The 24352-nt window shown below is 62.9% G+C and carries 25 protein-coding genes; 12 read left to right on the top strand and 13 right to left on the bottom strand.

The features are described 5' to 3' along the window. Positions 1–361: 361 nt before the first annotated feature. Complete coding sequence (locus tag CAG31_RS04495) at positions 362–667, bottom strand: PepSY domain-containing protein (protein ID WP_085578264.1); 306 nt, start codon at positions 665–667, stop codon at positions 362–364. Positions 668–821: 154 nt separating this feature from the next. Here CAG31_RS04495 and CAG31_RS04490 point away from each other — a divergent pair, with 154 nt between their 5' ends. Beyond that, a complete protein-coding gene (locus tag CAG31_RS04490; RefSeq protein WP_085578262.1) occupies positions 822–1700 on the top strand; it encodes a sterol desaturase family protein in 879 nt (292 codons plus the stop codon). A 1-nt stretch (position 1701) separates the two neighbouring features. Here the strand turns inward: CAG31_RS04490 and CAG31_RS04485 are convergent, their stop codons facing one another. Continuing rightward, the gene (locus tag CAG31_RS04485) at positions 1702–2385 is read right to left on the bottom strand and encodes an AraC family transcriptional regulator (protein WP_256575493.1); all 684 of its coding nucleotides are present in this window, start codon (positions 2383–2385) and stop codon (positions 1702–1704) included. Then, positions 2386–3510 (bottom strand): glycerophosphodiester phosphodiesterase, encoded by a 1125-nt coding sequence (locus tag CAG31_RS04480; RefSeq protein ID WP_085578260.1) that lies wholly within the window; start codon positions 3508–3510, stop codon positions 2386–2388. Between the two features lie 215 nt (positions 3511–3725). Between CAG31_RS04480 and CAG31_RS04475 the strand changes: the two genes are divergently transcribed. Further along, the gene (locus tag CAG31_RS04475; RefSeq protein WP_085578258.1) at positions 3726–4052 is read left to right on the top strand and encodes a DUF2025 family protein; all 327 of its coding nucleotides are present in this window, start codon (positions 3726–3728) and stop codon (positions 4050–4052) included. Between the two features lie 100 nt (positions 4053–4152). Here CAG31_RS04475 and CAG31_RS04470 read toward each other — a convergent pair whose 3' ends face one another. Together CAG31_RS04470 and CAG31_RS04465 are read right to left on the bottom strand one after the other, a co-directional pair. After that, positions 4153–4473: an antibiotic biosynthesis monooxygenase gene (locus tag CAG31_RS04470; RefSeq protein WP_085578256.1), complete on the bottom strand. Its 321-nt coding sequence runs from the start codon at positions 4471–4473 to the stop codon at positions 4153–4155. Continuing rightward, entirely contained in the window at positions 4470–5177 is a 708-nt protein-coding gene (locus CAG31_RS04465) for a CTP synthase (RefSeq protein WP_085578254.1), read from the bottom strand. The genes CAG31_RS04470 and CAG31_RS04465 overlap by 4 nt, the downstream gene beginning before the upstream one ends. Before the next feature lie 42 nt (positions 5178–5219). Between CAG31_RS04465 and CAG31_RS04460 the strand changes: the two genes are divergently transcribed. After that, a complete protein-coding gene (locus CAG31_RS04460; protein WP_371856088.1) occupies positions 5220–6134 on the top strand; it encodes a LysR family transcriptional regulator in 915 nt (304 codons plus the stop codon). A gap of 6 nt (positions 6135–6140) precedes the next feature. On the opposite strand, the gene CAG31_RS04455 is transcribed toward CAG31_RS04460, so the two are convergent. The 3 genes from CAG31_RS04455 to CAG31_RS04445 all read right to left on the bottom strand — a co-directional run bounded on the left by CAG31_RS04455 (position 6141) and on the right by CAG31_RS04445 (position 8637). Next, positions 6141–6665, bottom strand: coding sequence for a DUF1003 domain-containing protein (locus CAG31_RS04455; RefSeq protein WP_085578251.1), 525 nt, complete (start codon positions 6663–6665; stop codon positions 6141–6143). Between the two features lie 153 nt (positions 6666–6818). Next, complete coding sequence (locus CAG31_RS04450; protein WP_085578298.1) at positions 6819–7871, bottom strand: diguanylate cyclase; 1053 nt, start codon at positions 7869–7871, stop codon at positions 6819–6821. Between the two features lie 157 nt (positions 7872–8028). After that, positions 8029–8637 (bottom strand): TetR/AcrR family transcriptional regulator, encoded by a 609-nt coding sequence (locus CAG31_RS04445; RefSeq protein ID WP_085578250.1) that lies wholly within the window; start codon positions 8635–8637, stop codon positions 8029–8031. A gap of 214 nt (positions 8638–8851) precedes the next feature. Between CAG31_RS04445 and CAG31_RS04440 the strand changes: the two genes are divergently transcribed. Then, positions 8852–9907, top strand: coding sequence for an MBL fold metallo-hydrolase (locus CAG31_RS04440; RefSeq protein WP_085578249.1), 1056 nt, complete (start codon positions 8852–8854; stop codon positions 9905–9907). Positions 9908–9945: 38 nt separating this feature from the next. Here the strand turns inward: CAG31_RS04440 and CAG31_RS04435 are convergent, their stop codons facing one another. Further along, on the bottom strand, positions 9946–10263 hold the full coding sequence (locus CAG31_RS04435) for a hypothetical protein (protein ID WP_085578248.1): 318 nt from the start codon (positions 10261–10263) through the stop codon (positions 9946–9948). Positions 10264–10501: 238 nt separating this feature from the next. On the opposite strand from CAG31_RS04435, the gene CAG31_RS04430 reads away from it, so the two are divergent. Beyond that, positions 10502–11641 carry a hypothetical protein gene (locus CAG31_RS04430; protein ID WP_085578247.1) on the top strand — a complete coding sequence of 380 codons (1140 nt, stop codon included), beginning with the start codon at positions 10502–10504 and terminating at the stop codon, positions 11639–11641. A 3-nt stretch (positions 11642–11644) separates the two neighbouring features. Here the strand turns inward: CAG31_RS04430 and CAG31_RS04425 are convergent, their stop codons facing one another. From CAG31_RS04425 to CAG31_RS04410, 4 genes are all read right to left on the bottom strand, one after another. Then, positions 11645–12622 carry a hypothetical protein gene (locus CAG31_RS04425; protein WP_085578246.1) on the bottom strand — a complete coding sequence of 326 codons (978 nt, stop codon included), beginning with the start codon at positions 12620–12622 and terminating at the stop codon, positions 11645–11647. A 17-nt stretch (positions 12623–12639) separates the two neighbouring features. Then, on the bottom strand, positions 12640–13056 hold the full coding sequence (locus CAG31_RS04420; RefSeq protein WP_085578245.1) for a very short patch repair endonuclease: 417 nt from the start codon (positions 13054–13056) through the stop codon (positions 12640–12642). Positions 13057–13259: 203 nt separating this feature from the next. Beyond that, the gene (locus CAG31_RS04415; protein ID WP_085578244.1) at positions 13260–14507 is read right to left on the bottom strand and encodes a ribonucleotide-diphosphate reductase subunit beta; all 1248 of its coding nucleotides are present in this window, start codon (positions 14505–14507) and stop codon (positions 13260–13262) included. Positions 14508–15053: 546 nt separating this feature from the next. Then, the gene (locus CAG31_RS04410; RefSeq protein WP_085578243.1) at positions 15054–15317 is read right to left on the bottom strand and encodes a DUF2790 domain-containing protein; all 264 of its coding nucleotides are present in this window, start codon (positions 15315–15317) and stop codon (positions 15054–15056) included. 474 nt (positions 15318–15791) lie between these two features. On the opposite strand from CAG31_RS04410, the gene acs reads away from it, so the two are divergent. The 7 genes from acs (at position 15792) to argR (ending at position 23874) form a co-directional block, all read left to right on the top strand. After that, on the top strand, positions 15792–17747 hold the full coding sequence (gene acs, locus CAG31_RS04405; RefSeq protein WP_085578242.1) for an acetate--CoA ligase: 1956 nt from the start codon (positions 15792–15794) through the stop codon (positions 17745–17747). A gap of 755 nt (positions 17748–18502) precedes the next feature. Beyond that, complete coding sequence (locus CAG31_RS04400; protein ID WP_085578241.1) at positions 18503–19276, top strand: ABC transporter substrate-binding protein; 774 nt, start codon at positions 18503–18505, stop codon at positions 19274–19276. 91 nt (positions 19277–19367) lie between these two features. Further along, positions 19368–20057 carry an ABC transporter permease gene (locus CAG31_RS04395; protein ID WP_085578240.1) on the top strand — a complete coding sequence of 230 codons (690 nt, stop codon included), beginning with the start codon at positions 19368–19370 and terminating at the stop codon, positions 20055–20057. Continuing rightward, positions 20054–20752 carry an ABC transporter permease gene (locus tag CAG31_RS04390; RefSeq protein ID WP_085578239.1) on the top strand — a complete coding sequence of 233 codons (699 nt, stop codon included), beginning with the start codon at positions 20054–20056 and terminating at the stop codon, positions 20750–20752. The genes CAG31_RS04395 and CAG31_RS04390 overlap by 4 nt, the downstream gene beginning before the upstream one ends. 1 nt (position 20753) lies before the next feature. After that, positions 20754–21866, top strand: coding sequence for a M14 family metallopeptidase (locus tag CAG31_RS04385; RefSeq protein WP_085578238.1), 1113 nt, complete (start codon positions 20754–20756; stop codon positions 21864–21866). Between the two features lie 27 nt (positions 21867–21893). After that, complete coding sequence (locus tag CAG31_RS04380) at positions 21894–22658, top strand: ABC transporter ATP-binding protein (RefSeq protein WP_085578237.1); 765 nt, start codon at positions 21894–21896, stop codon at positions 22656–22658. A gap of 235 nt (positions 22659–22893) precedes the next feature. Then, positions 22894–23874, top strand: a complete 981-nt coding sequence (argR, locus tag CAG31_RS04375) for a transcriptional regulator ArgR (RefSeq protein WP_085578236.1) — start codon at positions 22894–22896, stop codon at positions 23872–23874. Positions 23875–24352 lie beyond the last annotated feature (478 nt).

The following is a 24352-nucleotide window of genomic DNA, read 5'->3' as shown; positions in this document are numbered from 1 at the left end:
AGCTGTGCCGGGTGGCATTCGCCCTCATGAAAAGCGAGAGCGAATACCAACCGAACTTGAGGCTGCAGGGTTCCCTTGCAACATAGAATCTCCCACAGGTTTTGAGTCGTTCTCAGATGCAGGGTTGAGCCCAGACACTGTGGGAGCTGGCTTGCCAGCGATGGCGGTGGGGCAGGCAACAGGGATGTTGGCAGTGCCGGCCTCATCGCTTGCAGGCAAGCTCCTACAGGTTCCGGGTCGTTCACAGATACAGGGTTGAACCCAGACACTGTGGGAGCCAGCCTGCTGGCGATGGCGTCCGTTCAGCCAGCGCCGGCCAGGATCAAGTCAATTGCCCTGCTGGGAGGGACCATCTGCCGAATCAGGTGTCCTGCTTGTTGCTCAGCACCTTGCCGGTGGTGGCGTCGAAGTCCACGTCGAACTCCTTGCCGTCGGCGGTGCGCAGTTCGACTTCGTATTCGTAGCCGTTGAAGTGGTTGTCCAGGTCGGTGTCGGTGATGGTGGCGCCGGGATGCAGTTTCAGCGCGGCCTGGTTCATGTCCTCCAGCGGCTTGATCTTGCCGTCCTTGACCAGTTGCGGGATCTGATCGACGCGCACGTCGGCCTGGGCCAGGCCAGCGGTGAGGGTCAGGGCGGCGGCGGTGAACAGGGCAGTCAAAGTCTTCATGGGTTATTCCTTTCAGGTGATTCGTTCAAGTGAGTTCAGGTTAACCGCCGCAACTTAATTCACCCTTAAAAAGCGCCGCGGCGGTTTGCGTCGTTTGTTCAATTGCCTGGTGTCCCACCCTTTCATGCTCGGCCTTCAATCAATGGAGGTGGACATGAGACTCATCCTTGCGTGGTGTTACGCGCCGCTGTTCTTCGTGGGATTCATCGGCGCCGCCGTGTGGCTGGCGGGCGGATCGGCCGGGTGGCTGCTGCTGTTGTTTGTGCTGGCGCTGGCGGTGTCGTTCGCGGCGGAACGGGCCTTGCCCTACGAACCCGACTGGAACCGGCCCATCGGCGACCGCCGCCGTGACCTGCTGCACGCGTCGGTCAACGAGGCGTTGAACGCCCTCGGCCTGCTGGCGCTGCCGGGGCTGGCGGCGCTGCTGGCGGTCGACGGGCTGTGGCCGCGGGCGTGGCCGTTGTGGCTGCAACTGGGCCTGGCGGTGCTGGTGGCCGACGTCGGCATGAGCCTGATGCACTACGCCAGCCACCGGGTGCGCTGGCTATGGCGGCTGCATGCGGTGCACCACAGCGTCGAGCGCTTGTACGGCTTCAACGGCTTGATGAAGCATCCGCTGCATCAGGCGCTGGAAGCCACGGCGGGGCTGCTGCCGCTGCTGGTGCTGGGGATACCCGCCGAGGTCGCGGTGCTGCTGGCGTTCGCCATCGCGATCCAGCTCTTGCTGCAGCACTCCAACGTCGACATGCGCCTGGGGCCGTTGCGCCATGTCTTCGCCTGGGCACCGCTGCACCGCTTCCATCACATGAAGTACGGGCGGGCGGGGGACGTCAATTTCGGGCTGTTCTTCACCGTGTGGGATCGGCTGCTGGGCACCGCTTTCCACACGCAGGATTACCGGATCGGTGCAGGCGATCTGGGCATCGGCAGCCGGCCGGATTTCCCCCGGGACTACGTGGCGCAGTTGCTCGACCCGTTTGCGAGAGCGCACCTGGCCAAGGAGCCGGCGGTGCCCGAGGCGCTGCGCCGCTGAGTCAGTCCAGCAGCCGCAGTTCCATGTGCTGCAAGGCTTGGCGGGCGGTGACGCCGAACAGTTTCTTCAGGCTGCGGGAAAAGTGCGCCGAATCGGCGAACCCGGCGGCATGGGCGGCCTCCGTCACCGGTCGGCCGGCCAGCACCTGCGCCATCGCCAACCGCAGGCGCCGCCACAGCACCAGGCGCCGCACCGGCAGGCCGACCTGGCTGACGAACAGCCGCTGCAACTGGCTCAGGGACACATGGGCGCTGTCGGCCACGGTACGGGCGGCGACCTTGTCCGCCAGCGAGGCGTCGATGGCCACAAGCGCACGTTCGATCCGGGGATCGGCGTGCCGGCGGCGGGGGCAGTCGCGCAGCGTCTGTTCGAGCGCGGTCAGGGAAAGATCCGCATCGAACAGCGCATCGCGCAGTACCTGCGCCTCCAGCGCCAAGGGCTCGGCGTACACCGTGAACAGCGGATCCGGCGCCTCGACGATGGCATGGCGAACCTGTGAAGGGATCAGCAGGCGGGAGGCGGTGACGGGGGCATCATCCAGCAACACCGTCACCGGGCGGTCGGGGGCCAGAATCAATTGGTGGGCGTAGTGGGAATGGGGCGCGGTGCGCCCCGACATCCCGTGGATCAGGCCATGGTCGTGCCCGAGCCACAGGCGGCCTGTCCACGGGGTGTCCGGCTTCACTCAGAAACCGTTGTTCTTGAGCACCTGATCCACACTGGCGGCGGCCGGGCGCTTGTAGAACTTGAGCAGTTCGCTGGCGCGGTTGGTGAAAATGCCGTCCACGCCTGCGGCCATGACCTTCTCGAAGTCCACCGGCTCGTCGACGGTGTAGACGTGCACCAGCAGGCCCTGATCGTGGGTGTACTGGTTCATCCATGGTTGCACCAGGTCCGAGTAGCTCTGGTCGCCGCCGTGGGTCAGCTTCGCCGACGGGCCGGTGCCGATGGCGCCTTGGGCCTTGGCGTAGTCGATCCACTGCTTGAACTCGGCCTCGGACTTCGGCTCCTGCTTGCCGTAGTAGGCGTTCTTGTCCTTCTCGCCGGAGTCGGCGAAGGCCACCTTGGATTTCGGTTCGATGCTGCCTTCACCGACCCACAGCAGCAGGATCTTCGGCACCTGCGGCATTTCCTTCTCCAGCAGCTCAAGGCTGTTCTTCTCGAAGGTCTGCAGGATCACCTTGCCTTTGCCCTGGCCGACGCCCAGTTCGCTCTTGGCCAGTTTCGAACCGGCCGGGCTGAGCCAGCCGCGGTCCTGCAGCTTTTCCTTCAGGTCATGTTCGATGCCGGGGAACAGCTGCGGCTCCTTGGTCTCGATGTACAGGCCCGGCTTGTGCTTGGGGTTGGCCTGGGCGATGTCGATGATTTCGTCGAGGGTCAGGATTTTCAGGCCCGCATAGGAGGCGCGTGCGCGGTCCGGATAAGCCTTGTTGTACCAGCTGCCGGCGTCCAGGGTTTTCAGCTCGGCCATGGTGAAGGCGTTGGCCGGGCTGTCCTTGCGCTCAGGGAACTTGGTGGCGACGTCAGTGGTGCGCTGCAGGTTATTGTCGTGCAGGGCGAACAGCACGCCGTCCTTGCTGCGCTGAAGATCCATCTCCAGGTAATCGGCGCCCAGGTCGCGGGCCAGTTTGTAGGACGCGGCGGTGGATTCCGGCGCGTCGAAGGAGGCACCGCGGTGGGCGATCACCGCCGGGCGCGGAATCCCCAGGGAAGCGGCCAGTTCGGCAGGGGCCGGCTGGGCGGCGTGGGCCTGGCCGAGACCGAGCATCAGGCTCAGCATCAGGGCGCTTTTGGTGAAAGTGACGGGCATGTCGAGGTCCTTTCGCAGGTATTTTCGAAGATGTCCCTTTTAGCAACTCAAACGAAAACGTGCTATCGCAAGACCGACATAAACGTACTGAAAGCGAAAATTTCCGCACTTTTGTGCGTTTGTTTGCAGTACGCTTGGCCACGGCAACCACCCCGGCAGAGGGTGTGCCTCAATGCCCTGCGTGTAAACCTTCGATCACTCTTGTGAGGTTTACCATGCGCATCACATCCCAACTCATCTGCCAGGCGGCCGACGACCTCAAGGGCTTCGTCGGCCTCAACCGCAAGACCGGCCGCTACATCGTGCGCTTCAGCGAAGACTCCTTCGGCATGGACGTGGCCGACGACGGCATCGTGCCGGCCAGCGAATTCGTCTGGGCCCAGGCCCCGGACCAGGCCATGACCCTCAAGCGCGAACTGATCCAGCTGCTGCTCGACCAACACATCGATGACCGGATCAACATCACCGAACCGCTGCGGGTGTACATGCGCAAGCGGGAGGTGCCGGAGATCGTGGCGGTGCGCAGCCTGGTCAAGGGCTGAGTCCGGGGTGACCCGCCTATCGCCATCGCCAGCAGGCTGGCTCCCACAGGGGATCTGGTGACAGCCTGCTGGCGATGGGGCCTCAATGACACTGCAGCCTTCAGCCGAACCGGTAATCCCGCTCCACCTTGCACACCCGCGTATGAAACGCCGAATACCAGGTCGAACGCCCGCGCTCGCGGATGGCCTGGTGTTCCGGATGGTTTTTCCACGCCAGGATCGCCGCCTCGCTCGTCCAGTACGACACCGTGATCCCCACGCCGTCGTCACCCCGGACCGACTCGGTGCCCAGGAAACCCGGCTGGCGTTGCGCAAGCTCCACCATGCGGGCGGCCGCCTCGGCATAGCCCTGATCCCCTTCGGTGCGGGACGAGGTGAAAATCACCGCGTAGTAGGGCGCCTTCGGGGTCTGGGCGATCATGGTCGTCCCTCCGCGCAGGCCTGGACAAACGCACGCACCAACGGCGGCAACTGGCCTTTGAGCGCCGCCCGTTCGGGCTGGAACAGCGTGGCGACGAAGAATGGGTGACCGGTCAGTTCGATGGCGCGCAGATCGCCGGAGGAGTCGTGGCCCACCGCGTGCAGAGGGCCGTTCAGCAAGTCTTGCTGGAACTGCGGATTCACACCGTAGCGGCAGCGATAGCCCTCAAGGATCTGCGACGTTTCATACGCCTTGGCGATCAACGAACCGGCTTCCAGGTGAATGCTGTCCATCGTCTCCACCAACGAACAGCTCAGCGGCGAAAGCACTGCGCGGTTCGAATCCGGGGACACTTCGCCGTGTTCGGCATCGGCCCAGCCCAGCACATGGCGGGAAAACTCCAGCACCGCATGCTGAAAGCCGCCGCAGGTGCCGAGGAATGGGCGCTGCCGTTCGCGGGCAAACCGGATCGCCCGCAACGCGCCGTCTTCGCTTCTGTAAGGGCTGGCCGGGACGCACCAGACACCGTCGAAGGCCGCCAAGGGCGTATCGGCGTCGATCCGGTCGGTGGCCAGCCATTCGAACTGCACAGTCAGGCCGGTGTGTTCGGCAGCCATGCCGAGGGCGACGGGGATTGCCTGGTGAGCGGTGACGTTCGGGTCGCGGTCGCCGATCAGGGCGATGCGCAGGGCTCTGGATTCCATGAGAGTTCACCGTGCTTGTTGTGGGATCGGGCCCACTATAGATTGGCGTCCACGCACTCAATATTGGCGTTTGCCCAAGTGATCAATGCAGCCACGCACTATCGTCTCGACTACCCGGATCTGTCGCTGATCCTCGCTTTGGTGCGCGGCGGCTCCCTGGCCCGGGCCTCGCAGTTGCTGAAGGTGGATGTGTCGACCGTGTTCCGCGCGGTGCGCCGCCTCGAATCCGCGCTCGGCCAGCAACTGTTCGAAAAGAGCCGCGCCGGTTACCTGCCCACCACGCTGGCGCGGACGCTGGCCGAACAGGCGGAGCGCGCCGAGCAGGCGCTGGAGGCGGCGCGGATCGGCGTGGAGCAGGGCGGGGAAGTGGTCAGCGGCACCGTGCGCCTGACCTGCACCGACTCGGTCTTGCAGGGCCTGTTGTTGCCGGCGTTGGCGCAGTTCATGCCCAACTATCCGGCGCTGACCCTGGAGCTTTGCACCTCCAACGATTTCGCCAACCTCAGCCGCCGCGACGCCGACATCGCCCTGCGCCTAACCCGCACGCCGCCGGAGCATCTGGTCGGACGGCAGCTGGCGAAGATTTCCTACCGGGTGTGCGCCAGCGAACGTTACCTGCGCAACGTCGATGCCACGGATCTTGGCGCACTGGCCTGGATCGCACCGGACGACTTCCTGCCCGATCACCCGACCGTGGTCTGGCGCCGTCAGCACTGGCCGGGCGTGACGCCTGCCTATCGGTGCAACAGCATGCTGTCTGTCACTGAACTGGTGCGGGGCGGATTGGGGGTGGCGGCGTTGCCGGACTTTCTCATCGGCGACGGTCTGCAAGCCTTGAGCGAACCGCTGCACGGCCACGACACGGCCCTTTGGCTGCTGACCCGGCCGGACTGCCGGGCGTTGCGTGCGGTGGTCACGCTGTTCGACGAGCTCGGGCGGGCGTTGCGCTTGCCGTGACGCGGCTCAGCGCTGCGGATTGTCGCGCATGTGCTGATGCAGCTCGCTGGTCAGGCTTTCGATGCGCTCGGTCAGGTTCTTGGTCATTTCCGTGAGCCGGGTGTTCTGCTCCAGCAGTTCGAGCAGTTGCGCGGCGTTCTTCGCGGCCTGGGCCTGGCGTTCGCTGTTGGCCACGGCCAGCGCTTCGCGGTGCTGCGCGTCGGCCTCCGACTGGGCCTTGTCCCGGGCCGCCTGGCGGGTCTGGGCCAGCAGGATCAGCGGCGCGGCGTAGGCCGATTGCAGGCTGAACGCGAGGTTGAGGAGGATGAACGGGTACACGTCGAAATGGGTGACGCCGGACATGTTGAGCGCGACCCACAGCACCACCACCAGCGTCTGCGCCCCCAAGAACATGGGCGTGCCGAAGAACCGCGCAAAGGCCTCGGCGCGCAGGGCGAAGGCGTCGGTGCCGAAGGTGGGGGCGAGGTGGGCATGGGGGCGGTGGAAACGCAGGTGGTCGACAGCGGCTGAATCGGGTTTGGACGGGGTCATGGTCGGCTCGGTGGGGCTCTGGGGTTACGGGTCACTATAGCGTTGTGCGGGGGGCGGATGGCCGAGGCCGGGCTGGTGGTCACGTAAAACACTGTGGGAGCCAGCCTGCTGGCGATGGCGGCAGCCTCGGCGCTGCAAGACGCCTGGGCGGACTCAGACGCTGGATCGGCTCAAGGCCACGCAGACGGTGTTCCGTCCGGTGTGCTTGGCGGTGTAGAGCGCCTTGTCGGCGTCATCCAGCCAGTCCAGTGCGTCGGGGTAGAGGCCTTGGTAACGGGCCAGGCCGATGCTCAGGCTGACCCGCAAGGCGGGCACGTCCGGGTGGCGGTAGCGATCCAGGGCCTGGCGCAGTTGCTCCATCAAGGCCTCGACCTTGTTCAGCGGCAGGTTGGGCAGGATCGCGCAGAACTCGTCGCCGCCGTAGCGGCCCGCCAGTTCGCTGTCCGGCAGCAGGCGTTTGATTTCATGGCTCAGTTGTCGCAGCACGGTATCGCCGACGATGTGACCGTAGCTGTCGTTGATCGCCTTGAAGTGGTCGATGTCGATCAAGGCCAGAATGGCCTGGCTGCCGTGCGCCCGGCATTGGTCGAACTTCAGGTGCAGCAGGTCTTTCCAGGCGCCGTGGTTGAGCAGGCCGGTCAGGCTGTCGGTGCGGCTCAAGGCGCTGAGGGTGCGCTTGTGTTCGGCCAGCTTGATCGCCAACCGGTAGCAGACCATGCCCAACGCCAGCGGATAGAGGGTGAGCATCGGCAGGCAGGCCCAGACCTGAATCGGCGTGGCCGTGAGCGTGAACCGCACGCCGAACAGCGCCCAGCCCAGCAGCACTCCGGCCAGCTGGGCGAGGGCGCCGGGCACGAACAGGCGCAGGCCGCCGGCGGCGACGTTGTTCATGGTCATCATCGAGAGGATGGTCACGGTGGTCAGCGGGTTGAACTGGAAGCACGCGGTCCAGAAACCGCCGCACACCGAGTCATACAGCAGGTTGCGGCGTTCGGCGCGGTAGGGGAAGGCCGAGCGGCTGGAGCATTGGTAGGCGAGGTGGGGCCAGATAAACCCGTTGAACACCAGCAAGGCCCAGAGCCAGGCCGGCATGCCCAGCGGATAGAGGGCGGCGCCGACGCTGAAGAAGCCGACACCCAGGCCGATGGCCCGCGGCAAGTAAATGCGTCTGGCGAATGACAAGCCTTTGCCGCGTTGGTTTTCCATGATGTTCTGCGCCAGATTCATTCTGAAACACTTTGATGTGTTCTTCTCGGACTTACCGTTCATCGGCAAATTGTCGGACATTGTCATTTATTCCAGCGGGAATAATCAGTGTCCTTCCGAGCCATTTAACCGTGGGCAGAAGCAACGGAAGCCCGGGCTAGAGCTGATAGCGGGCCAGGAACATGTCCAGCGCCGCCTCCACGACGGTGTGCTGCATGTCTGGGTTCAGAGCCGCCCGGCCCATGGACATCTGTGGCCAGAAACCGAACGCTTTGATCAGACCCTGTATCTGCTGGGACGCGAATTCGGGATCCGCCGGCTTCAACCGGCCGTCGGCCTGGGCGGCCCGTATCCAGGAGGTCAGGCCTTCCTCCCGCTCGCCCAGACGCGCCACCATGTTCTGTGCCCTTTCCGGGGAATGAATGGTGGTGGCGATCACCACCCGGGCCAAGGTGAGGAAGTTTTCGTCGGCCATCAGTTGCACCTTGGCCATTACCCGCTCGCGCAATTGCTCGCGCAGGGGCTGGTCGGCGCTGTAGGGCGTGGTCTGCTCGGCGGAAATCCGCGCCCACAGTTGGTTGAGGATTTCGGTGAACAGCTCCTCCTTGCTGGGGAAGTGGTTGTACACCGTGCGTTTCGACACCCCGGCGGTGGCCGCAATCTTGTCCATGCTGGTGACGTCGAACCCGTTGGCGCGGAATTCGGCGATCGCCGCCTGGATGATGGCTTCGCGTTTGCGGTCGGTGAGGCGTTGGGGGGCTGTCATAAGTTCGATTCGGCAGGCAGAGGGTGAAATTACACTCGGCAGTTTACTTGTCGTCCGGTTTGATGCAACCTAGAAAGTACACCGGTCAGTGTAATGTTGCGTTAATCGGTGCACCCTAAAACCAGATGTCCGGCTGATGCGTGCGTGCCTTGGCCATTTACTGTCCTACCCTTGGAAGACCGTGCATGGCGCGGTTCTCTGGAGTCATTCCGTCATGGCCGAATCCGTTTCTTCGATGAGCAACGCCACCGCGCCCGAAGCCTCCCGCCAGGCCCAGGGGCTGTTTCGCAACCATGCGCCGGTGCAGCGTGAAGGTTTTGGCAAGATGATGCGCATCATGTGGAACATGATCTTCCACAAACCGCGCAATACCCGTCCGGCCGCCGCCATTCCGGTGCAGGCCCTGACCCGCGCCGACCTGTTGGCGGCACCGAACCACAGCGTCTACCGCCTTGGCCATTCGACCCTGCTGCTCAAGCTGCAAGACAAGTTCTGGGTCACCGACCCGGTGTTCGCCGAACGTGCCTCGCCGGTGCAATGGGCCGGCCCCAAGCGCTTTCACCAGCCGCCGATCAGCATCGACGAACTGCCGCCGATCGAGGCGGTGATCCTGTCCCACAACCACTATGACCATCTCGACCAACAGGCCGTGCTTACGCTGGCGGACAAGGTCAAGGTGTTCCTTACCCCGTTGGGCGTGGGCGACACCCTGACCAAGTGGGGCATCGACGCGGACAAGGTTCGCCAGTTCGACTGGTGGCAAGGCACCGACGTCGCCGGCATCCGCTTCATCGCCACGCCGTCGCAGCACTTTTCCGGTCGTGGCCTGTTCGACGGCAACAGTACCCTCTGGGCTTCGTGGGTGATCATCGACGGTGACACGCGAATTTTCTTCAGCGGCGACAGCGGCTACTTCGATGGCTTCAGGCGCATCGGCGAACAGTTCGGCCCGTTCGACCTGACCCTGATGGAAACCGGTGCCTACAACGTCGAATGGCCCCACGTGCACATGCAACCGGAGGAGACCCTGCAGGCCCACCTCGACCTCAAGGGCCGCTGGCTGTTTCCGATCCACAACGGCACGTTCGACCTGGCGATGCACGCCTGGCACGAACCCTTCGACCGTATCCTGGCCCTCGCCTGGGACCGCAGCGTCGCCATCACCACTCCGCAGATGGGGGAGGTCTTCAACTTGGCGCAGCCACACCGCGGGAGTGCGTGGTGGCTGGCGGTGGAAGGGGATGCAGAGGTGCTGGTGCAGGGGGCCTGAGGGTACCGAACCGGTTCGCGCCTGCGAGGCAAACCGGACTATTCCGCCATCGCGAAGTCGCTGCGGCCGCCAAGGTCGTGCGTCATGCCCTTCACATTCCCGCCCCGCACCGGCGCAAAGCCGGGGAAAAACACCAGCCCCTGCGCCTCGAAGCGGTAGGTCAACGCGAGGCGCGAGGCCTCCGCCACGTCCTGCTGCGCTTCGAAGCGCTGGATGTCATCCGTGGAGACGCCGGCCTCCCGCGCCAGCGCTTCCACGCTCCAGCCCAGCATCGCCCGGGCCTGGGCGCAGTGCGTCGGGGTGAACTGGAACAGGGCAATGCGTTCGAGAATGAGGTTCATCGCAGAAGTGGCCATGGTGATGTGCTCCGGGCGCAGAAATGCTGGCTGAAAATATACTGTGTTTTTGTACAGTTGTTTTCAGGCCGGATCAAACGCAATTTCGCGTTTTTGCGAACCAACGGCACCTGACCGGACGAACGGTGCAAGCGGCTGCGCCTCGATTCCCGCACGCAACCTCGCCATAATGCGCCCCGCGTTTGACTGCGCCGGTTCCAAGCCCGGCGCGACCTCCTACTCATTCAGGGATCGATTCATGTTCAAGGGATTGTTGCGTCCGGCCTTGGCGGCCGCTGCGCTGTTCGCGCTGATGACGGCTGCTCACGCCGGCGATACCCGTCAGGTCTTCACCGGTACGCTGGGCAAGATGCCGATCGTTCTGGAAGTGAACACCGCCGATGCCGAACAGGTGAGCGGTCGCTATTTCTACGAGAAGTACCACCGTGACCTGGAGCTCGGCGGTACGCTGCAGGACGGCGTGCTCACGCTCAACGAAGGCAACTCCCGTTACAGCGCAGAAGACAAACCCTTGCCGACTCTCACGCTGACACGGGCCGGCAACGGCTGGCAGGGCGAGTGGCAGAGCCCGCAGGGCAAAAAGCTGCCGGTGCGTCTCACTCAGGCCGCATTGCCTGCCCCGGCGCCAGGCGCATTGCCCTATGTCGCTGCATTGCCGGGCAGCGACCCCTACGAGTACCTGCGGCTGCGCGGGCTCACGCTCAAGCCGGTGAAAAAAGAGACGTTCATGGGCTACGACCTGCAATGGTGGGCAGAGCCTGAGTCGAAGATTTCACTGTTCACGGTCGAGTCCGGCTACGCAAAAGAAGAACGGCAACGCATCAACGAACATCTGCTCGGCCGGCTCTGGAGCGAAGTCAGCGACTATCACCGCTGCATGATGGATGGCGGCGAATATGCCGAGTTCGATCAAGGGGCTGCCCCCACGTTCCTGTCGCCGGAAGTGGTCAGCCTGGAGATTTCCACCGGCTACAACTGCGGCGGTGCGCATCCGGACTTCGGCAGTTCGCCGATCAACCTCGATGTGCGCACCGGCGAGCTGTTGAAGCTCAAGGATGTGCTGTGGATCGGCAAGCCTGACAGTCAAGCGACCGAATACGATCAGGGCAAGGTCATGGCGCCATGGCTGGTCAAACAGTTCGCCACGCTCTATCCCGAAGAAATGAAGAAGCCTGCCGAAGACGACGGCGAGTGCGACTACACCGACGAAAGTGTCTGGGGATATTCCAACTGGCACTTCACGGCGAAGGGCATTTACATGGGCGCTTACTTCGCGCGCATCCAACGCAACTGTGACAACCCCGAGTGGTCCGTGTTGCCGTACTCGGTGGTCAAGCAACACCCCGGCGTCGTCAAACTGCAACTGCCCCAGGGCTGAGGGTCACGCCAACCCCGGCGCTTCCCGCACTATGAAGTGATCCAGGTTTTCAATGTTTGCACTGAACACCCCGAACGTCTGTTCGGGGTTTTTCTTGCTCGGCACCTGCTTCAGCTCCGGCGTCACGCCATAGAAGAAACAGAACAGTTCCTTGTCGCTGTCGATAGCGTGCTTGATCTCTTCCAGGAACGCCTTGCGCTTGCGGTAGTTGTCGATGAGTTTCTTGCTCAGGTACACGTTCACCGAATACGGTTTCTTCTTCGCCTCGTCCGCTTGCTTGAACCAGACCTTCTGTTCGAAGTCGATGCGCAGGCTTTGGGTGTAGTCCTTGATCTCCTTGATCTTGCCCCAGTAGATCAGCCCTTTGTTGTCCAGCAGGTATTCGACCTTCTTGAAGAACGAGCCATAGGGCGCGGTGTGTTCGCCGATCTTGAGCGGCATGCGCTTGAGCAGTTCCTTGTCGGCGAAGTTCGACACGAAACATTCCACCGGGTGGGCGAAGACCGTGGTCTTGTCCGGCGCCGTGTCGCGGCCTGCGGACGGCTTGGCGTTCGTCGGCTCTGCACGGAACGGATCGTCCCGCCGCACATCCGCCCCCACTTCCACAGCCGCCGGCTTGCGCACGTACTCACGTCGGGTCAGCAGCAACTCAGACGGAAAGTGCTCTTCCCGCCCTTCGTCGCCGTCTTCTGTTTCGCTTCCCGACGCCGACGCTTTCAGGCTCGCGTACGGACATCCCGCCACATGCTGCGTCGTCGGCAGGTTCTTGAAGTGCGGTGTGCGTACGTAGTTCACGTTCTTGGCATTGAACGTCACCAGTCCGTTCGACGCCTCGAACGCCGTGCGGCAGGCATCGTTGGGGCACTGGAATTGTTCTTTGGCCGAATCGAAGTCCACTGTCTCGTCGAAGTTGAGGTCGCGGACGTCATAGATCGAAAGTTTGTCGTCGAGGCTGACGCAATAGGCGAGGTCGAACTTCATGGCGGGTACTGGTTCCTTCAGTGGAGCGGGGCGGTGAGCGTCTGAATGCGTTCCTTGATGCGATCAAGATCCTTGAGTTCGCACTCCCAGATCACATCGACACGCCAGTCCAACAGCTTCAGCTTGTTAATGCAACGCTCGTCCCGTTGGGCATTGGCCTCGAACTTCTGCGACCAATACTCAGGGCGCGTTTTAGGAACGGACGCGAACTTGCAGCCATGCCGATGCCAAAAGCAACCGTGCACGAACAGGCACAGCCGATGCTTGGGAAAGACCAGGTCAGGCGACCCCGGCAAGTCTCGCCGATGCAAACGAAACCGCAGCCCCATCGCATGGCACAAGGAGCGGACGACCCGTTCAGGCTTGGTGTCCTTGCCCTTGATCTGCGCCATGAGCCTGGAGCGCTGCTCTGCCGTGATCCGGTCTGCGCACATACCGATCCGCCTCTTGGGGCTTGCGTCTGCGGACAAGCATGGGAGCGTTGCGGCGACCAGGTCAAGGCGCCGTGGCGAGGGAGCGGCTACCTCGCCACAGAGGACGGGTATTCGGGCAAAAAAAAGCCCCGATCAGATCGGGGCTTTTGCTTTTTCGGCTGGTCGACTCAGACCGCAACCGTCAAACCGTGGCGAACCGGGGATCAATCCCAGCTCAACGCACCACCGGTTTGGTACTCGATCACACGAGTCTCAAAGAAGTTCTTCTCCTTCTTCAAGTCCATGATCTCGCTCATCCACGGGAACGGGTTGGTGGTGCCTGGGTATTCTTCCTTCAGACCGATCTGCGACAGGCGACGGTTGGCGATGAACTTCAGGTAGTCCTCCATCATCGCCGCGTTCATGCCCAGCACGCCGCGAGGCATGGTGTCGCGGGCGTATTCGATTTCCAGCTGGGTGCCTTGCAGGATCATCTGCGAAGCTTCTTCCTTCATTTCGGCGTCCCACAGGTGCGGGTTTTCGATCTTGATCTGGTTGATCACGTCGATGCCGAAGTTCAGGTGCATGGATTCGTCGCGCAGGATGTACTGGAACTGCTCGGCGACGCCGGTCATCTTGTTGCGGCGGCCCATGGAGAGGATCTGGGTGAAGCCGCAGTAGAAGAAGATGCCTTCCAGGACGCAGTAGTAGGCGATCAGGTTGCGCAGCAGTTCCTTGTCGGTTTCGACGGTGCCGGTGTTGAATTCCGGGTCGGAGATGGCGCGGGTGTATTTCAGGCCCCAGGCGGCTTTCTTCGCGACCGACGGGATCTCGTGGTACATGTTGAAGATTTCGCCTTCATCCATGCCCAGCGATTCGATGCAGTACTGGTAGGCGTGGGTGTGGATCGCCTCTTCGAAGGCCTGGCGCAGGATGTACTGGCGGCATTCCGGGTTGGTGATCAGACGGTACACGGCCAGGGCCAGGTTGTTGGCGACCAGGGAGTCGGCGGTGGAGAAGAAGCCCAGGTTGCGCATGACGATGCGGCGCTCGTCTTCGGTCAGGCCTTCCGGGTTTTTCCAGAGGGCGATGTCGGCGGTCATGTTGACTTCTTGCGGCATCCAGTGGTTCGCGCAGCCGTCCAGGTACTTCTGCCAGGCCCAGTCGTACTTGAACGGTACGAGTTGGTTGAGGTCGGCGCGGCAGTTGATCATGCGCTTTTCGTCGACGGCGACACGGGCGGCGGAGCCTTCGAGTTCGGCGAGGCCTTCGGCGACGTCGAGCGAATCCAGTGCGGCCTTGGCGCGGGCGACGGCGGCCGAGTCGTTGGCGGTCACGGCGCGGGCCTCGAGGGCGGCGGCGCCGCCGGCGCTGTCGAGGCGGTCCAGGGTGGCTTCGGCGTTGTTGCCGGCGGCGGCTGGTTTGGCCGCTGCTTCACTGTCTTCTTTGTCGAAATCGTCCCAGCTCAGCATGACGTGTCGTCTCCTGCGTGAGGGCCGGATGCCCGTGTGAAAACCGGTTGTGGGTTGTTCACACGGCCGTACCGGCCGCGTTGGATCTAAAGGAATCGTTTTTTGCAGCAGCTAAGGCAGGCAATAAAACTTGAATTTGTACGGGTGCCGGGAGCCTCTGACGGGCGCAGGCGTCGTCGGACGCTGCTGCGAGGCTCCGGACTGGCTGCGGATCCCTGTAAGGGAATATTGCAGGCCCGTTTAGGGCGGCATTATAGGGAATTTTTCCCCGCCGTGGTGGGGCGAATCCGCGCATGGGGCGGTCAGGAGGGCGGCTTTTTCGGTCGGAGCGAGAGTTTATGGGGCTTTGGCGGCAGAAGATTTTTTTTCGCAAAAATCTCGCGTTTGCGGGTTTGTTCAAAAAACGAACAAAAAAACCGTGTTTTCACTATATGTTGTGTTTTGCAAGCCCTTTCGGCATCGGAAAACACAACTGAGCCCGGCCGAAGCCGGGCTGGAATCGACGCTCAGCGCATCGCTGAACGGGCCGGTGCGGTGCAGTCCCGGTCAGCCGTTGGAGCAACCGTTGCCCATGACGCTGTAACGCAGGATATGGCGCTGGCCCTTGGAGTCGTCGTATTCCATTTTCATCGGCACCACTTCACACACATTCGGCACTTCGCTCATGGACACCACTTTGGCGATGTCCAGGTGGGTGGAGTAAGTGTATTCCTCGATCACCGGTTGTTGCTGCGCGACATCAGTCGGGACCTCGTCTGCCATGGCGGTTGCGCACAGACTGCTGAGGGCCAGAACCAATAAAGCTTTCATTTCAAAGTTACCTTCTTGAGGTCGAGTGGGGGCACGCAACCTTTTTGGGGTTGCGTGTGGAACTTCATTGCTTGGGTTACTTGAAGCGGAGCGTGATTAACGGCCTTCGTGGGGGCTGTAACGTTGTTAATCGCTTTGCCTTGTCGGCGAGGCAGATTCTAGGGAGGCGGGGTGGGGGTAAACAGAGCGGGTTTTGATAAACACCTTTGGCAGATTTCGTAACAATCGCCCGATATCGTGTAAGCGGAGGCTTACCGCGGAGGTGGACCGCCTGGAATACCGAGTCGCCGGAATCGCCGGCAGGCCAGATCCCACAAGGGCTGCGGTTAACTGGGCGGGCTCGGTTATGGCGTGCTTCGGGATTGTCTGGATGTTTTGTAGGGGCTTGTTACTACCATCGTCGAATGGTTCTATACGGGCGCCCCGGCTACAACAGGGTCATACAAAAACAACTATTACACCGAGGTAGGAAAGATGAGTGCGGCTTCCCTGTATCCCGTTCGCCCTGAAGTTGCGGCCAATACGCTGACCGACGAGGCAACCTACAAAGCCATGTATCAGCAGTCGGTCGTCAACCCGGACGGCTTCTGGCGCGAACAGGCCAAGCGCCTCGACTGGATCAAACCTTTCACCGCGGTGAAGCAGACGTCGTTCGACGACCATCACGTCGACATCAAGTGGTTCGCCGACGGCACCCTGAACGTTTCCTACAACTGCCTCGACCGTCATCTGGCCGAGCGCGGCGATCAGATCGCGATCATCTGGGAGGGCGACGACCCTTCCGAAAGCCGCAACATCACCTACCGCGAACTGCACGAACAAGTCTGCAAGTTCGCCAACGCCCTGCGCGGCCAGGATGTGCACCGCGGCGACGTGGTCACCATCTACATGCCGATGATCCCTGAAGCCGTGGTCGCCATGCTGGCCTGCACCCGGATCGGCGCAATCCACTCGGTGGTGTTCGGCGGCTTCTCGCCGGAAGCCCTGGCCGGGCGCATCATCGACTGCCGCTCCAAAGTGGTGATCACCGCCGACGAAGGCATCCGCGCCGGCAAGAAGATCCCGCTCAAGGCCAACGTCGACGACGCGCTGACCAACCCGGAAACCAGCAGCATCCAGAAAGTCATCGTGTGCAAGCGCACCGCCGGCGACATCAAGTGGAACCAGCACCGCGACATCTGGTACGAAGACCTGATGAAAGTGGCCGGCACCGTGTGCGCACCCAAAGAGATGGGCGCCGAAGAGGCGCTGTTCATCCTTTACACCTCCGGCTCCACCGGCAAGCCGAAGGGCGTGCAGCACACCACCGGCGGTTACCTGCTGTATGCGGCCATGACCCACGAGCGCGTGTTCGACTACCGTCCGGGGGAAATCTACTGGTGCACCGCCGACGTGGGCTGGGTCACCGGGCACTCCTATATCGTCTACGGCCCGCTGGCCAACGGCGCGACCACGCTGCTGTTCGAAGGCGTGCCGAACTACCCGGACATCACCCGGGTGGCGAAGATCGTCGACAAGCACAAGGTCAACATCCTCTACACCGCACCGACCGCGATCCGCGCCATGATGGCGTCCGGCACGGCGGCCGTCGAAGGGGCGGACGGCAGCAGCCTGCGCCTGCTCGGTTCGGTGGGCGAGCCGATCAACCCGGAAGCCTGGGACTGGTACTACAAGAACGTCGGCCAGTCCCGCTGCCCGATCGTCGACACCTGGTGGCAGACCGAGACCGGCGGCAACATGATGAGCCCGCTGCCGGGCGCCCACGCCCTCAAGCCGGGTTCGGCGGCGCGTCCGTTCTTCGGTGTGGTGCCGGCGCTGGTGGACAACCTGGGCAACATCATCGAGGGCGAGGCCGAGGGCAACCTGGTGATCCTCGATTCGTGGCCGGGCCAGGCGCGCACCCTGTACGGCGATCACGACCGTTTCGTCGACACCTACTTCAAGACCTTCCGCGGCATGTATTTCACCGGTGACGGCGCCCGTCGCGACGCCGACGGCTACTACTGGATCACCGGGCGGGTGGACGACGTGCTCAACGTGTCCGGCCACCGCATGGGCACCGCTGAGATCGAAAGCGCGATGGTCGCCCACCCGAAAGTCGCCGAAGCGGCGGTGGTCGGGGTGCCGCACGACATCAAGGGGCAGGGCATCTATGTCTACGTCACCCTGAAGAACGGCGAGGAGCCGACCGAGCAACTGCGCCTGGAACTGAAGAACTGGGTGCGCAAGGAAATCGGCCCGATCGCTTCGCCGGACGTGATCCAGTGGGCGCCGGGGCTGCCGAAGACCCGTTCGGGCAAGATCATGCGCCGGATCCTACGCAAGATCGCCACCGCGGAGTACGAAGGGCTGGGTGATATCTCGACCCTGGCGGACCCAAGCGTGGTGCAGCACCTGATCGATACCCACAAGACCATGAATGTCGCGTAAGCGGCGGGTCTGACGTGCTGAAAAGCCCCGTCCGGCGCATGCCGGGCGGGGCTTTTTTTCTGCCTGCGGATTTTGTGGTGTACGGGAGTTTTGCGGACAGCCTGATCTCAATGTGGGAGCCAGCCTGCTGGCGATGGCGGTGGGTCAGGCAGCAGAGAGGTCGGTAGTGCTGGCCTCATCGCTTGCAGGCAAGCTCCTACAGTTTTTTGGGTTAGGCGCGAGATCTGCTGGCACTGCAATTCACTGGCACAGTCCCAACCAATAATTATCGGTTTCCCCCGTTAGACGCTTCCCGCTGTTACCGGCCCGTCTTCAAGTTACTGAATGTGTAACCGCCCGCTCCGCAACGGGGCAATGGGAAACGCCGCGCCCGGTTTCAGGGCCTCAAAATGCCCTGCGAAAAATTAGACGGAACGCTGCGCTTGCCGGATTAGAAGGGTTTGCGAATAATAGGCCCGCAATTTGCAACATAGATCGGTTCACTGTCTTTTGCTCTTGCATGAAATTGCGGAGCTGTCAATCTGCTCGGGCGGGTTTCTCGGTGCATCTGTAATTAGTTGTCGCATTGAAGAAATATCGGCTTCGGGCCTGTCGCTAGAATGCCGATCACTCGCTCGTCGTGGCTCGTGTTTAAACCCCAGGCGTTTTCGCCGGGAAACGTCCGACCGATGCAGCGCCGCTTTCCGATCCACCCATTCGCATATTGGGCTGTCGCTCACTCTGCCGTTTTTGCCCTTTACCGATGGAGTCCCAAGATGAAGAAACTTGTGCTGCTTGGCGCCCTGGCACTGTCCGTGCTGTCCCTGCCATCGTTCGCTGACGAAAAGCCTCTGAAGATCGGTATCGAAGCGGCCTACCCTCCATTCGCCTCCAAGGCCCCGGACGGCAGCATCGTCGGTTTCGACTACGACATCGGCAACGCCCTGTGCGAAGAGATGAAGGTTAAGTGCCAGTGGGTCGAGCAAGAGTTCGACGGCCTGATCCCGGCCCTGAAGGTGCGCAAGATCGACGCGATCCTGTCGTCCATGTCGATCACCGAAGACCGCAAGAAATCCGTGGACTTCACCAACAAGTACTACAACACCCCGGCCCGACTGGTCATGAAGGAAGGCACCGCTGTCAGCGACGGCCTGACCGAGCTCAAGGGCAAGAACATCGGCGTGCAGCGCGGCTCGATCCACGAGCGCTTCGCCCGTGAGGTCCTGGCCCCGCTGGGTGCCGAGATCAAGCCGTACGGCTCGCAGAACGAAATCTACCTCGACGTGGCCGCCGGTCGCCTCGACGGCACCGTGGCAGACGCTACCCTGTTGAATGACGGCTTCCTGAAGACCGACGCCGGCAAGGGCTTCGCGTTCGTCGGCCCGCAGTTCACCGACGAGAAGTACTTCGGCGACGGCGTCGGCATCGCCGTGCGCAAGGGCGACGCGCTCAAGGACAAGATCAACACTGCCATCGCGGCCATCCGCGAGAACGGCAAGTACAAGCAAATCCAGGACAAGTACTTCGACTTCGACATTTACGGCAAGTAAGTTCGTCGCACGATCCGTCCGAAATGGCGCAAGCAACAGAATCTCTGCGGTTTGCGCCATTTTTTCATCCCAACTTTCGAGGACCTGAATCATGTTGAAAGGCTACGGGGCTGTCATCCTCGACGGCGCATGGCTGACGCTTCAGCTCGCCTTGTCGTCCATGGCCCTGGCGATCGTTCTCGGTCTGATCGGTGTCGCGCTGCGGCTGTCGCCGGTGCGCTGGCTGGCGTGGCTGGGCGACCTGTACGCCACGGTGATCCGCGGAGTGCCCGACCTGGTGCTGATCCTGCTGATTTTCTACGGCGGCCAGGACATGCTCAACCGCGTGGCGCCGATGCTCGGCTACGACGAATACATCGACCTGAACCCGCTGGCCGCCGGCATCGGCACCCTCGGCTTCATCTTCGGTGCGTACCTCTCGGAAACCTTCCGTGGCGCGTTCATGGCCATTCCCAAGGGGCAGGCCGAAGCAGGCATGGCCTATGGCATGAGCAGCCTGCAGGTGTTCTTCCGGGTGATGGTGCCGCAGATGATCCGCCTGGCGATCCCGGGCTTCACCAACAACTGGCTGGTGTTGACCAAGGCCACCGCGCTGATTTCCGTGGTCGGCCTGCAAGACATGATGTTCAAGGCCAAGCAGGCGGCCGACGCCACCCGCGAGCCTTTCACCTTCTTCCTGGCAGTGGCGGCGATGTACCTGGTGATCACCAGCGTCTCGTTGCTGGCGCTGCGTCACCTCGAGAAGCGCTACTCGGTAGGCGTAAGGGCGGCTGAGCTATGATCTTCGACTACAACGTCATCTGGGAGTCGCTGCCGCTGTACCTCGGCGGGCTGGTGACCACCCTCAAACTGCTCGCGCTGTCGCTGCTGTTCGGCCTGCTCGCGGCGCTGCCGCTGGGCCTGATGCGCGTCTCGAAGAACCCGGTGGTCAACATGACGGCCTGGCTCTACACCTACGTGATCCGCGGCACGCCGATGCTGGTGCAGCTGTTCCTGATCTACTACGGCCTGGCCCAGTTCGAGGCCGTGCGCGAAAGCTTCCTGTGGCCGTGGCTGTCCAGCGCGACGTTCTGCGCATGCCTGGCCTTCGCGATCAACACCAGCGCCTACACCGCCGAAATCATCGCCGGCAGCCTCAAGGCCACGCCGCACGGCGAGATCGAAGCGGCCAAGGCCGTGGGCATGTCGCGCTTCAAGATGTACAAGCGCATCCTGCTGCCGTCGGCCCTGCGCCGGGCGCTGCCGCAGTACAGCAACGAAGTGATCATGATGCTGCAGACCACCAGCCTGGCGTCCATCGTGACCCTGATCGACATCACCGGCGCGGCCCGCACCGTCAACGCGCAGTTCTATCTGCCGTTCGAGGCGTACATCACCGCCGGCGTGTTCTACCTGTGCCTGACCTTCATCCTGGTGCGCCTGTTCAAGCTGGCCGAGCGCCGCTGGCTGAGCTACCTGGCCCCGCGGAAGCACTGACATGGAACGCATCGACCACGTATTGCCGTGGAGCCACCTGGGCAGCGAGCGCCGGATTTCGGTGTTCCGCTTCGGAGGCGGGGAGCGCAAGGCCTACATCCAGGCCAGCCTGCACGCCGACGAACTGCCGGGCATGCGTACCGCCTGGGAACTGAAGAAGCGCCTCGGCGAGCTCGAAGCCCAAGGCCTGCTCAACGGCGTCATCGAACTGGTGCCGGTGGCCAACCCGCTGGGTCTTGGCCAATTGCTGCAAGGCAATCACCAGGGCCGGTTCGAGGCGGGCAGCGGCAAGAACTTCAACCGCGACTTCGTCGAGTTGAGCGCACCGGTCGCAGCGGCGCTGGGCGAACGCCTGGGCGATGATCCGCACGCCAACGTCCGGCTGATCCGTCAGGCGATGGCCGATCACCTGGCGGCGTTGCCCGAGGCGAGCAGCCAACTGCAAGGCATGCAGCGCGTGCTGCTCAGCCACGCCTGCACCGCTGACGTGGTGCTGGACCTGCACTGCGACGCCGAAGCCGCGCTGCACCTGTACGCGTTGCCGCAGCACTGGCCGCAGTGGCGTTCGCTGGCCGCGCACCTGAACGTTAAAGTGGGATTGCTGGCGGAAGACTCCGGCGGCAGCTCCTTCGACGAAGCCTGCTCGCTGCCGTGGCTGCGCCTGTCGCGCCAGTTCCCGGAGGCGTCGATTCCCCTGGCCTGCCTGGCGACCACCGTCGAGCTGGGCGGCCAGGCCGACACCGGCCGGGCGCAGGCCGAGGACTGGGCCGAAGGTATCTTGGCGTTCCTCGCCGAGCAGGGCCTGATCGGCGGCGAGTGGCCGAAGCCGGCGCACGAGCCTTGCGAAGGCATGCCGTTCGAGGGCACTGAGCTGCTGTTCGCGCCGCACCCCGGTGTGGTGAGCTTTTTGCGCAGGCCCGGCGAATGGGTCGAGGCCGGCGATGAGATTTTTGAAGTGATCGACCCTGTGTCCGATCGGGTCAGCACGGTGTGTGCTGGTACGTCCGGGGTGCTGTTTGCCATTGAACGGCTGCGATATGCCCAACCCGGTTTCTGGCTGGCCAAGGTGGCGGGGCGCGAAGCGCTGCGTCACGGGCGCTTGCTCAACGACTGACTGACTGTTTTTGTGAGAACCGACCGCATGTACAAACTTGAAGTCCAAGACCTGCATAAACGCTACGGCAGTCACGAAGTGCTCAAGGGCGTGTCCCTGAAGGCGGCAGCCGGCGATGTGATCAGCATCATCGGCTCCAGTGGCTCCGGCAAAAGCACTTTCCTGCGCTGCATCAACCTGCTCGAGCAGCCGCACGCGGGCAAGATCCTGCTCAACAACGAAGAGCTCAAGCTGGTGGCGAACAAGGACGGCGCGCTGAAGGCGGCCGACCCGAAACAGCTGCAGCGCATGCGCTCGCGCCTGTCGATGGTGTTCCAGCACTTCAACCTGTGGTCGCACATGACCGCGCTGGAAAACATTATGGAAGCGCCGGTGCATGTGCTGGGCGTGTCCAAGGCCGAGGCCCGCGAGAAGGCCGAGCACTACCTGAACAAGGTGGGCGTGGCCCATCGCAAGGACGCCTTCCCGGGGCACATGTCCGGTGGCGAGCAGCAGCGTGTGGCGATCGCCCGTGCGCTGGCGATGGAGCCGGAAGTGATGCTGTTCGACGAGCCGACCTCGGCCCTCGACCCGGAACTGGTGGGCGATGTGCTCAAGGTCATGCAGTCCCTGGCCCAGGAAGGCCGCACCATGGTGGTGGTGACCCACGAAATGGGCTTTGCCCGTGAAGTGTCGAACCAGCTGGTGTTCCTGCACAAAGGCCTGGTGGAAGAGAGCGGCAACCCGCGCGAAGTGCTGGTCAACCCGCAGTCGGAACGTCTGCAGCAATTCCTCTCGGGCAGCCTCAAGTAAACGCTCCCTTTATGCACCACGTTAGTGCATGCTTCGCAGCCTGGATGCTGGCTCATTTCCCCTGCGGAAGCGAGCCTGCCCGCGAAAGCGGCAGGTCAGTCATTCTCATCGTTGACTGACCCAACCCTTTCGCGAGCAGGCTCGCTCCCACACTGGATCTATGTCGGGTTCAGGATTACGGGCTAGCATTGGCCCATGCCTTCAATACTGTTACCTCGTTTCGGATTGCCCGCCCATGACTGCCCATCGAATTGGTTTCCTGATTTGGCCCAGCACTAAAGCTCTGACGCTGGCGCTGGCGGAGGAAGCCTTGCGTGTCGCTCAGCGGGTGCATCCGGAGGTGGTCTACGAGTTGTCGTTCTTGCAGGCCGAACCGCCGAGCGAGAGCGGCTGGCAACTGCCTGGCGAACCCTGGACCGGCAAGCTGGAGAACTTCCAGAAACTGTTCCTGCTCGCCGACGAGCCGCCGGCCGCCCTGGCGCCGAACCTCACCAGCGCGCTCAAGCAACTGGTGCGCGCCGGTTGCGTGATCGGCGGGCTGTCCGCCGGCGTGTACCCGTTGGCGCAACTGGGGCTGCTCGACGGCTACCGTGCCGCCGTGCACTGGCGCTGGCAGGACGATTTCGCCGAGCGCTTCCCCAAGGTCATCGCCACCAGCCATCTGTTCGACTGGGACCGCGACCGTCTCACGGCCTGCGGCGGCATGTCGGTGCTCGACCTGCTGCTGGCGGTGCTGGCCCGTGACCACGGCGCTGAACTGGCCGGCGCGGTCTCCGAGGAACTGGTGGTCGAGCGCATCCGCGAAGGGGGCGAGCGTCAGCGCATTCCGCTGCAGAACCGCCTGGGCTCCAGCCATCCGAAGCTCACCCAGGCGGTGCTGCTGATGGAAGCCAACATCGAAGAGCCGCTGACCACCGACGAAATCGCCCAGCACGTGTGCGTGTCCCGCCGGCAGCTGGAGCGGATCTTCAAGCAGTACCTCAACCGTGTGCCGAGCCAGTACTACCTGGAGCTGCGCCTGAACAAGGCCCGGCAGATGCTGATGCAGACCAGCAAGTCGATCATCCAGATCGGCCTGTCCTGCGGTTTCTCCTCGGGGCCGCATTTCTCCAGCGCCTACCGCAACTTCTTCGGCGCCACGCCGCGGGAAGACCGCAACCAGCGGCGCAGCAGCAGCCCGTTCGAGCTGTCCTCGGTGCCGCCGGAGCGCGGTTGATCCGCGCTTGAGGGCGCTTGCTCTTCGGTTCCGCAGGCCCCGCTGTCCGTAATCTCCCCTCCGTTTGTTCGATGATGGCTTGCGCGCCGAAATCGACCGCTGCCGTTCGGAAACAAGCCGACAGCACCGCATGCTCTCCTGCGCAAGCGGATTGCCGCGCAACTCAATGATTTGGGCGATTTCCATGGGCAATTCCAGAATGTCCGGGGGGGCATTTCGGTGATGGCATTGTCGGTCGGATGATGGCAACAGGGTGGGGGTTCATCGCAGGGCGAGCCGTGCTGATTGATGGGCGGACAGCAGACTCCATCGGTGAGCGCCATGTGCGGTACATATGTACCGCACACGGAAAAACGGCATCGGATACAAAGTGACAGGTCTGCCGCAAACCCCGGTCGCCAGTTAAACTGCGCCTTTGCGACCCTATTTGTCGCATTGCCGTAAACCCGGGAAAAACCGGGGTTTGCGCTATAAGAAG

Origin of the sequence: Pseudomonas sp. R25(2017), from assembly GCF_002112565.1 — a bacterium.
Classification (GTDB): Bacteria; Pseudomonadota; Gammaproteobacteria; order Pseudomonadales; family Pseudomonadaceae; genus Aquipseudomonas; species Aquipseudomonas ekonensis.
Note: the sequence above shows the minus strand (reverse complement) of the source record. Positions and strands in the feature narration are given on the sequence as shown.